The organism is Mycobacterium sp. NGS22 (genome assembly GCF_059813095.1).
In genome coordinates, this window is record NZ_JCALDY010000009.1 from 202,432 (window position 1) to 211,463 (window position 9,032).

General features: G+C 67.7%; 7 protein-coding genes and 1 pseudogene. 4 read left to right on the forward strand and 4 right to left on the reverse strand.

Going from position 1 to position 9,032, the window contains the following annotated elements; translation table 11 throughout:
* Nucleotides 1–9 precede the first annotated feature (9 nt).
* Genes AC5Y47_RS11415 through AC5Y47_RS11430 form a run of 4 tightly spaced genes read right to left on the reverse strand, consistent with a single transcriptional unit; the run spans nucleotide 10 to nucleotide 4,204 of the window.
* Nucleotides 10–2,094, reverse strand: coding sequence for a glycoside hydrolase family 3 C-terminal domain-containing protein (locus AC5Y47_RS11415; RefSeq protein WP_499944080.1), 2,085 nt, complete (start codon nucleotides 2,092–2,094; stop codon nucleotides 10–12).
* Nucleotides 2,091–2,585, reverse strand: a complete 495-nt coding sequence (locus AC5Y47_RS11420) for a TIGR04338 family metallohydrolase (protein WP_499944081.1) — start codon at nucleotides 2,583–2,585, stop codon at nucleotides 2,091–2,093. Before AC5Y47_RS11420 ends, AC5Y47_RS11415 begins: the two co-directional genes overlap by 4 nt.
* Nucleotides 2,582–3,331 carry a DUF2786 domain-containing protein gene (locus tag AC5Y47_RS11425; protein ID WP_499944082.1) on the reverse strand — a complete coding sequence of 250 codons (750 nt, stop codon included), beginning with the start codon at nucleotides 3,329–3,331 and terminating at the stop codon, nucleotides 2,582–2,584. Before AC5Y47_RS11425 ends, AC5Y47_RS11420 begins: the two co-directional genes overlap by 4 nt.
* 33 nt (nucleotides 3,332–3,364) lie before the next feature.
* Entirely contained in the window at nucleotides 3,365–4,204 is an 840-nt protein-coding gene (locus AC5Y47_RS11430; RefSeq protein ID WP_499944083.1) for an alpha/beta hydrolase, read from the reverse strand.
* Between AC5Y47_RS11430 and AC5Y47_RS11435 the strand changes: the two are divergent.
* The 4 genes and pseudogenes from AC5Y47_RS11435 to AC5Y47_RS11450 form a co-directional block, all read left to right on the forward strand.
* Nucleotides 4,152–5,260 (forward strand): annotated as a pseudogene (locus tag AC5Y47_RS11435) (sigma-70 family RNA polymerase sigma factor). The gene AC5Y47_RS11430 and the pseudogene AC5Y47_RS11435 sit on opposite strands and share 53 nt — an antisense overlap.
* Nucleotides 5,257–6,660, forward strand: a complete 1,404-nt coding sequence (locus tag AC5Y47_RS11440; RefSeq protein ID WP_499944084.1) for an alpha/beta hydrolase domain-containing protein — start codon at nucleotides 5,257–5,259, stop codon at nucleotides 6,658–6,660. The pseudogene AC5Y47_RS11435 and the gene AC5Y47_RS11440 overlap by 4 nt, the downstream one beginning before the upstream one ends.
* Before the next feature lie 258 nt (nucleotides 6,661–6,918).
* Nucleotides 6,919–7,644 (forward strand): pirin family protein, encoded by a 726-nt coding sequence (locus AC5Y47_RS11445; RefSeq protein ID WP_499944085.1) that lies wholly within the window; start codon nucleotides 6,919–6,921, stop codon nucleotides 7,642–7,644.
* A 35-nt stretch (nucleotides 7,645–7,679) separates the two neighbouring features.
* Nucleotides 7,680–9,032: YhgE/Pip domain-containing protein (locus AC5Y47_RS11450; RefSeq protein ID WP_499944086.1), on the forward strand; the 1,353-nt coding region annotated here is incomplete at its 3' end.

Here is a 9,032-nt window from a genome sequence, read left to right on the forward strand (position 1 = left end):
GGCGGCCCTTCAGCTTCCGAACGTACGCCCGGCCAACTCGATCTCCGCGATCAGTTTCAGATCCGTCGCCGAGGCTGCGACGGCAACCGCGTGCCGGCCGGGCCTGATCCGCCACTGGCCGCGGCGGTACCGGGCCAGCAGCCGCGGTTCGGCTTCGATGTGCACTTGGCGCGACTCGCCGGGCTCGAGTTCGATCCTCTCGAAACCCAGCAGCCGGCAGCACTTTTCGTCCGGAGCGCCGATCAGGTACAGCTGCGCCACCTCGGCACCGGTCCGCTCGCCGGTGTTGACCACGGTGCAGGTGGCGGTCACCGGGTCCGGCCCGGTCACGGTCAGGTCGCGGTAGTCGAAGGTGGTGTAGGACAGGCCGTGTCCGAACGGGAACATCGGCTCCTGACCGGTGGACGCGAACCATCGATAGCCGACCTCGGCGCCCTCGGAGTAGTCAATGGTGCTCGGCGTCCCCAGGTCCGGCCGGGGCGTCTGACCCAGGTCGGCCGGGAAGGTGACCGGTAGCCGCCCCGACGGGTTCGCCTGTCCGGCAAGTACTTCCGCGATGGCCCGGCCGCCCTGCTGACCGGGATACCAGGCCTGCACGATGGCGTCTACCGAATCACGCCACGGCATCGTCACCGGATTGCCGGTCTCGAGCACCACCACCGTGTGCGGGTTGGCGGCCGCCACGGCCGCGATCAACGCGTCCTGGCCCCACGGCAACGACAGGTCCGCACCGTCGAATCCCTCGCCTTCGGCACGGATCGCGAACACGATCGCGATGTCGGCGCGCCGCGCCACCGGGACTGCCTCGGCGGGGTTGATGCCGGGATCGAAGTCGAACTGCGCTTGCGGCAGGAGCTTTCGCAGTTCTTCGAGCGGGCTCGACGGCAACAGATACAACTGGCGCATGCCTGCTTCCAAACCCGTCCCGCCGATCGGGACCACACCCGCGTAGCCGCCGGGCGGCAGCACGGTGCTGGAGCCGTACCCGGCCGGCACGCCCAGATGCGCATGACCGCCGATCACGGCGATCCGGGACGCGGACGGCAGAGGCAACACGCCCCGGTTCTGCAGCAGCACGATGCCCTGACGGGCGATGTCGGCGGCAATGTCGTTGTGTGCGTTCATATTCGGGGCGGGCACCGGCTCCCGGCGGTCCACCCCGACCGTGAAGACGGACCGCAGGATGCGTCGCACCATGTCCGACAATCGCTCCCGGGGCAGCCGTCCGTCGGCAATGGCGGCGCGCAGTGGCTCGCCGAACGTCTCGGCCTGCCACAGCAATGCGTCGATCTGCGCGCCGCATTCCTGGTCGAGCCCGCCCAGTGCGCACTCCCAGCTCGGCGTCCCGCCCCAGTCCGACATCACCCAGCCGCGGAATCCCCACGCACCCTTGAGCACGTCGTTCAGCAGCACGCCGTTGGCCGCGCAGTACGTGCCGTTGACCTTGTTGTAGGCGGCCATCACCGCACCGGGCCGGCCGCGCTCGATCGCGATCTCGAAGGCAAGCAGGTCGGACTCGCGGTGCGCGTCGGGGTCGATCACCGCGTCCAGCCAGTGCCGGTTGGTCTCGTTGCAGTTCAGCGAGAAGTGCTTCACGGTCGAGATGACGCCCTGCGCTTGGATGCCGACGACCTGCTCGCCGGCCATGACCGCGGTCAAAAACGGATCCTCGGAGAAGTATTCGAAATTTCGGCCGTTGCGCGGGTCGCGGGCCAGGTTCATCGCGCCGGCCAGCTGGACGTTGAACCCGCGGGCCCGCGCTTCCGCGCCGATCACCGAGCCCGCGGCGCGGGCCAGCCCCGGGTTGAAACTCGCCGCCAAGGCCAAGCCGGCCGGGAGGGCGGTGGCGGTGTCACCCGGGCGGAATCCGGGATTCGTGACGCCGAGCCCGGCATCGCTCATCAGCAACGCCGGCACGCCCAGCCGGTCGATACCGGGCACATAGCCGGCGCTCATCGGGACGCCGGGCGGAATGCGCTCGTCGCGCAGCGGCCACATGTCCCCGGCGCCCATCACGCCGACCAGCAGGGCGAAGCGCTCGTCGTCGGTCAGCTGCGCCTCGACCTCGCGGGCGCGCACGTCCGGATCGGTCACGACACACCCTCTTTCGCGTACACGACCCTGAGCACGTAGCCGACTTCGGGACCCATCACCAACTCCGTCAACTCACACATCGTGGCCACGAACTCCGGTCCGTGCGCAGGTGCCACCTGGCACAGGTGGTGTGCAACCTCGTGCAGTACCACCAACTCCCGCATCGCCCAGTCGGCGGTATTCCGATCCGGAACGGCGACAGTGCCTGCGCCGTCGCGGTTTTCGTAGTGCGCCGCGGTGGCCGCGCGGCGCGCGCGCACCCGAAGCGGCGACACATCGGGCCACTGGCCACGAACGGCCGGCAGCGCGAGCACGTCGTCGACGTAGCGCTGCACCGACGCCACCGACGCGAACCGTCCCTCGGGCGGCAGCGTCAACTGCGTGCCGAAGAACTCCACGCTGGACGACCCGTGCTCGGCGGCACGGTCGAACATGGTGCGGACGAAGACCTCGGCCGCATAGACCTTGGCGCGCTGGGAATCCCGCGTCACCGGCCCAGTGCGGTCCGCGCACCCGGCAACTCCGGGCTGTTACCCAGCCGCGCCCGCCGACCGGCCCGGTCACCCGCGCGCCGTGCCGCCGAGGAGTACCCGGCGGTGGCCCGGCTGGCCTGCCAGGTGCCGCGCGCCTGCGACGTGCTGCGGTAGTGGTCGCGCAGCTCGACTTCCTTGTCCCGCAACGCAATCGCCGTTCCGGGGGCGCGGGCGCGGTCCTTGCTCACCTCCTGGCGGGCCTGTTCGCGGGCCTCGAGCAGCCGCTGACCGACCCGCACCCCGAACGCGAGCTGGAAGTTCAGCCGCGCGGTGATGGTGGGTGTCGGTCGGTGCGCGCCGGATGCCAGGTAGGCGTCCGAGGCGCGGACCATCTGGACGACCAGGCTGGCGTACAACGCGTGCGCGGCGTCGATGTCCTCGGCGAACCCGTAGGCGTAGAGGAACGTGGAGTTGGACGCGATGTCACAACGCACGTCGTTGGCCGAGGCGATCAGCACGAAAAGTTGCACATAGGTGCGCAATCCGCGGGTGCCCGCGGTGCCGATGGTGATGGTGCGTTGGGTGGGGGCCTGGGCTGCAGAGCGGTTAGCCGAATGGGAACGCGCCACCGCCAGGTCGATGGACGCCGCCGTCGCCAGCCGCTGCGCGGCGCTCAGGAACGCATCGGACTCGTGCGGGTTGTCGGTGCCTTCAGCCTGACGCAGCAGTGCCGCGATACGGGACAGCATCTTGTCGTCGGTCATGGGAGTCAAACTAACCGAGGGGTCCGACAGGCCTCACAACCGTAAGTTGATCCACGACACGACGTCGTCGAGCACCTGGTCCTGCTCGGGCTCGTTGAAGACCTCGTGGTAGAGCTCGGGGTATTCCTTGAGCTGGACGTCGTCGGAGCCCACACAGAGGATGAGTTGGCGGCTGCCGCTGATCGGGATCAGCCGATCTCCGGTGCCGTGCACCACCAGCAACGGCACGGTGATCGCCGGTGCCCGCGCCGACATCGTCTCGCCCACCGAAAGCAGGGCCCTCCCCATACCGGCCGGGACCTTGCCGTGATAGACCAGCGGGTCGTCGTAGTACGCCTTGACCACGTCCGGGTCGCGGGAGATGGCGTCGGTGTCCAGCGCCTGCACCGGCAGTCCGGGCGCCAGCACCCCCAGCACCTTGGCAGCCACCGACACCACCTTCGGCACCAGCTCCTGCGCGGCGATCGCCGGCGCCGACAGCACCATCAAGTCGTAGTTGTCCGGACGTTCCACGCCGTAGGCGAACACGATCGCGCCGCCCATGCTGTGGCCCAGCACGATGCGCTTGCAACCCGGGTTCTCCCGGGTCGCGATGCCGACCAGGGTGTCCAGGTCGGCGGTGAACTCCGAGATGTCTCTGACCTGCACCCGCTTGCCGCCGGAGCGTCCGTGGCCGCGGTGGTCGAGGGCGTAGGTGACCAACCCGGCCGCACCCAATCGTTGCGTGACGTGGTCGTAGCGCCGGGCATGCTCGCCGAATCCGTGGGCCAGCACCACCACCGCGCGCGGCGCGACGTCCGGCGTCCAGACGTCGTAGACGATGCGCACTCCGCCGACACCGTCGAAGGTCCGTTCCGTGCGGGTGGTAGTCATTGAGGGCAGCTTAGGCGAATGAGGCCCACTCCTCGCGTGGAGTTGTCGCAGACTCTGCGTAGTCTCGACCGGGTGAGTGTTCTCACCGAAGACACCGCGTCCGGCCCCACCGGGGATTTCTCCGCCCACGCCGAGCCCTACCGGCGGGAACTGCTGGCGCACTGCTACCGGATGACGGGCTCGCTGCACGACGCCGAGGATCTGGTGCAGGAGACGCTGCTGCGGGCCTGGAAATCCTATGACCGGTTCGAGGGCAAATCCTCGGTACGCACCTGGTTGCACCGCATCGCCACCAACACCTGCCTGACCGCACTGGAGGGACGGCAGCGCCGGCCGCTGCCCACCGGGCTGGGCACGACCAGCTCGGACCCGACGGCGGAGCTGGTCGAGCGCGGCGAGGTGCCCTGGCTGGAGCCACTGCCGCAAGGGGACGACCCGACCGATCCGTCGCAGGTCGTCGGCCAGCGGGAGTCGGTACGGCTGGCGTTCGTGGCCGCGCTGCAGCACCTCTCGCCCCGGCAGCGAGCCGTGTTGTTGCTGCGCGACGTGCTGCAGTGGAAGGCCGCCGAGGTAGCCGAGGCGATCGGCACCACCACCGTCGCCGTCAACAGCCTGCTGCAGCGGGCCCGCACCCAGCTGGACGCCGTCGGCCCCAGTTCCGAGGACCGGTTGGCCGCCCCGGAATCGGCCGAGGCCCAGGACCTGCTGGCGCGCTACATCTCGGCATTCGAGGCCTACGACATCGACCGGCTGGTGGAACTGTTCACGGCCGAGGCGATCTGGGAGATGCCGCCCTACACAGGTTGGTATCGCGGGGCGCGGGACATCGTCACCCTCATCCACCAGAAGTGCCCCGCGGAGGTGCCGGGTGATATGCGCATGGTCCCGCTGGTGGCGAATGGGCAACCGGCTGCCGCGCTGTACATGCGCGCGGGCGACCGGCATGTGCCGTTCCAACTGCACGTGCTGGATGTCCGCAGTGACGGCGTGTCACACGTCGTCGCGTTCCTCGACGAGTCGTTGTTCGCCAAGTTCGGATTACCGGAGTCGCTATGACAGATACGCCCACCGTCGCACCGATGCCCGGTAAGCCGCTACTTCTGTTGGGAGCCTTCGACATCGGCGCGGCGGGTTATGAGGTGAACGAGTTCTTCGTCTCGGGGACGGCGGTGTCCTACGTCCCGGACGGTGAGCTGGGTCCTGACGGTCGCTGGAACGTAAAGCCTTCGGCTACAGCCGATTACACCACTCGCATCGTGGTGCTGACGCCCACCGACCACGCGAAGTTCAACGGCACGGCGCTGGTGGAATGGCTCAACGTCAGTGGCGGCATCGACGCTCCGGCGGTCTGGATGATGGCGCACCGCGAGGTGATCCGGGCGGGCTACGCCTATGTCATGGTCTCGGTCCAGAAGGTCGGCGTCGACGGCGGGATGAACCTGCTGGACATGGACATGTCCCTGAAGAGCCAGGGTCCCGAACGCTACGCCGGCCTGAACCACCCCGGCGACGCGTTCGCCTACGACATCTTCTCCCAGGCCGGCCGGCTGGTCCGAGACGCGGGTCCGGAGCTTCTGGGCGGGCTGAGCGCCGAACACGTTGTGGCCCTTGGCGAATCGCAGTCGGCGATGTTCTTGACCAGTTACGTCAACGCCGTCGATCCGCTCGCCGAGGTGTACGACGGGTTCCTGGTGCATTCGCGCTTCGGGCCCGCCGCGCCCGTGGACAACCGATCCATCTTCGAGCTGCTCAACGGCCCGTCCGGATCGGTCAAGTTCCGGCCGGATCAGCGCGTCCCGCTGCTCACGGTCATCACCGAAACCGACCTGTTCGGGACGACGCCGCAGGGTTATTACTTCGCCAGGCAACCCGACAACGACCTGCTGCGGGTCTGGGAGATCGCCGGCGCCGCGCACGCCGACAACTACACGATCCAGGTCGCCGCCATCGATTCGGGTTCGGCGCCGATCGAGGACCTCGCGGCCGGCTACACACCCACCAAGAGCCTGATGGGCCAGCAACTCGACCACTACATCAACTTCGGGCCGCAGCATCACTACGTGGTGCAGGCGGCCCTGGCCGGGTTGCACAACTGGGTCCGCACCGGCGCGGCACCGCCCAGTGGGCCGCTGCTGGAGGTGCGCGAGGGCGAACTCCCGGAGCCGGTCCTGGACACCCACGGCATCGCCGCGGGAGGCGTCCGGACCCCGTGGGTGGACATCCCGATCGCCCGAACGTCGGGGGTCAGCGCCGAGGAGAACATCATGGCGGCGATCTTCGGATCCGGCGAACCCTTCGACGAGGACACGTTGCGCCGGCTGTACCCGGGCGGCGCGGAGGAATACCTGGCCGGCTTCACACTCTCGCTCGACGAGGCGATCGACGCCGGTTTTCTCCTGGCGGCCGATCGCGACGAGATCCTGCAACTCGCCGCGGCGACATACCCGCACGCCTAGGTGCACGGCCTGCGCCGGCCGCTCGCGCTGGTGTCACGCGGACGTGTGTACGGCTTTGCGCGTGAAGCTACGGCGTTGCGGGTGAAGCTACGGCGTTGCGGGTGAAGTTATGGCGTTGCGGGTGAACCCAGGGCGGACTTTCTGCGATTATCCCGCCCTGGCTTCACCCCGAAAACCGTATGTTCACAATAGAAGCCAACGGTTCACAACCGAGGCTCCGCCGCTACCGCGCCCGCCCGCCGCACTACTGTAGAACCCATGCCTGCCACCGTGGACATCCGGCGAGCAGCCGACCGGGCGATCACTACCACTCCCTGGCTGGAATCCCGGCATTCCTTCTCGTTCGGCGACTACTACGACCCCGACAACACCCATCACGGACTGCTACTGGTCAACAACGACGACGTCGTCGCACCCGGCACCGGGTTCGACTCGCACCCGCACCGGGACATGGAGATCGTCACCTGGGTGCTGGACGGCGAACTCACCCATCGGGATTCGTCCGGCAACCACGGCATCGTCTATCCCGGCCTCGCGCAACGCATGTCGGCCGGCAGCGGCATCCTGCACTCAGAGACCAACGAATCCGAAAGCACGCCAGTACATTTCGTCCAGATGTGGGTGTCGCCCGACCAGTCCGCCATCGCGCCGAGCTACCAGCAACTCGACATCGGCGACCGGCTACACGACGGGAAGCTGGTCACCGTCGCTTCGGGCATCCCCGGACGCGATGCCGCACTCACCCTGCACAATCGGGACGCCGCTCTGCACGTCGCCCGGCTGGGGCCGGGCGGCACGGTGGAGCTGCCGTCGGCACCGTATCTGCATGTGTTCGTCGCCCGGGGCGCACTGACTGTCGAGGACGTCGGCGAACTCGGCGCCGGCGATGCCGTCCGCGGCACCGACGCCGGTGCGCGGCGGATCACCGCGCGGCACGACTGCGAGGTCCTGGTGTGGGAGATGCACGCCGAGCTCGGCGGCTGATCACATTAGAGTGGGCACGACCGACAGGAGTCCCCATGTCTCAGAAGCAGCCTCGGCACGCCATGCCCAAACCCGATCGGAACACAGGGTCGCTTCGGAAGGTGCGGTTCTGGCTGGCGCCGATCGTCATCACACTGGCGCTGTTATCCGCACTGTCCGCGCTGTATCTCGGCGGCATCCTGAATCCGACCACCAATCTGCGGCATTTTCCGATCGCCGTCGTCAACCAGGATGCCGGGCCGTATGGCAAACAGGTCGTCGATGCCATGGTGGCCAAGCTGGACAAGGAGAAGTTCGACGTTCGGGTGGTCTCGCTGGCCGAAGGCAGACAACTCCTCGACAGTGCCCAGGTATACGGCGAAATGGTTATCCCCGTGTCGTTTTCGTCGACGCTGCACGAGCTCGGCGAAAGCGCGTTGACAGCCAGCCGCGGGGAACGCGCCACGATCACGATCTCGACCAATCCCCGCGCGGGCACGCTCGGCTCGAGCATCGCCAACCAGACCTTGACTCAGGTCGCGACGACGGCGAATACCAAGTTGGGCGAAGGACTTTCGGCTGATGTGGTAGCCCGCGCCGGCGGGGCGCCGGTGGCCGGCGCAGCCCTGCTGGCCGTGGCCAACCCGATCGAGATCAAGTCGACCGTACACAACCCACTGCCTGCGGGCACCGGAAACGGCCTGTCGGCCTTCTACTATGCGCTGTTGCTGTTGCTGGCCGGCTTCACCGGCAGCATCGTGGTCAGCACTCTGGTGGATTCGATGCTCGGTTATGTGCCTGCCGAATTCGGTCCGGTGTATCGATTCGCCGGGCAGGTCAGGATCTCCCGGTTCAGCACCTTGCTGGTCAAGTGGGGACTGATGGTGGTGCTGGCGTTGCTCACATCGGGTGTGTACATGGCCATCGCCGACAAGTTGGGCATGCCCATCACGCTGGGCTGGAAACTGTGGCTCTACGGGGTGTTCGCCATCAGCGCGGTGGGCATCACGTCGAGTTCGCTGATCGCGGTGCTGGGTTCGATGGGTCTGCTGGTCAGCATGCTGATCTTCGTCATCCTCGGGTTGCCCTCGGCCGGTGCGACGGTACCGCTGGAAGCCGTTCCGCCGTTCTTCCGATGGCTTGCCGAGTTCGAGCCGATGCATCAGGTATTTCTCGGCGTGCGTTCGCTGCTCTACTTCGACGGCCACGCGGATGCCGGCTTGTCCCAGGCGTTGCTGAAGACGTCGATCGGCCTGGTGATCGGACTGTTGCTGGGTGGGATCGTTACGCACCTCTACGACCGCAAGGGATTTCACCGAATCCAGGGTGCGGCCGCGCTCGCGATCGCCGCCGAACACCAGGCCCAGCACCAGGCCCGGGAAAGGGCCAGAGAGACAACGCGCGAAACC

Bases quoted from the DNA above. Each gene is read 5' to 3' on its own strand.
- AC5Y47_RS11425 (WP_499944082.1), bottom strand. From the start codon at position 3,331: ATGACCGACGACAAGATGCTGTCCCGTATCGCGGCACTGCTGCGTCAG.
- AC5Y47_RS11430 (WP_499944083.1), bottom strand. From the start codon at position 4,204: ATGACTACCACCCGCACGGAACGGACCTTCGACGGTGTCGGCGGAGTG.
- AC5Y47_RS11440 (WP_499944084.1), top strand. From the start codon at position 5,257: ATGACAGATACGCCCACCGTCGCACCGATGCCCGGTAAGCCGCTACTT.
- AC5Y47_RS11445 (WP_499944085.1), top strand. From the start codon at position 6,919: ATGCCTGCCACCGTGGACATCCGGCGAGCAGCCGACCGGGCGATCACT.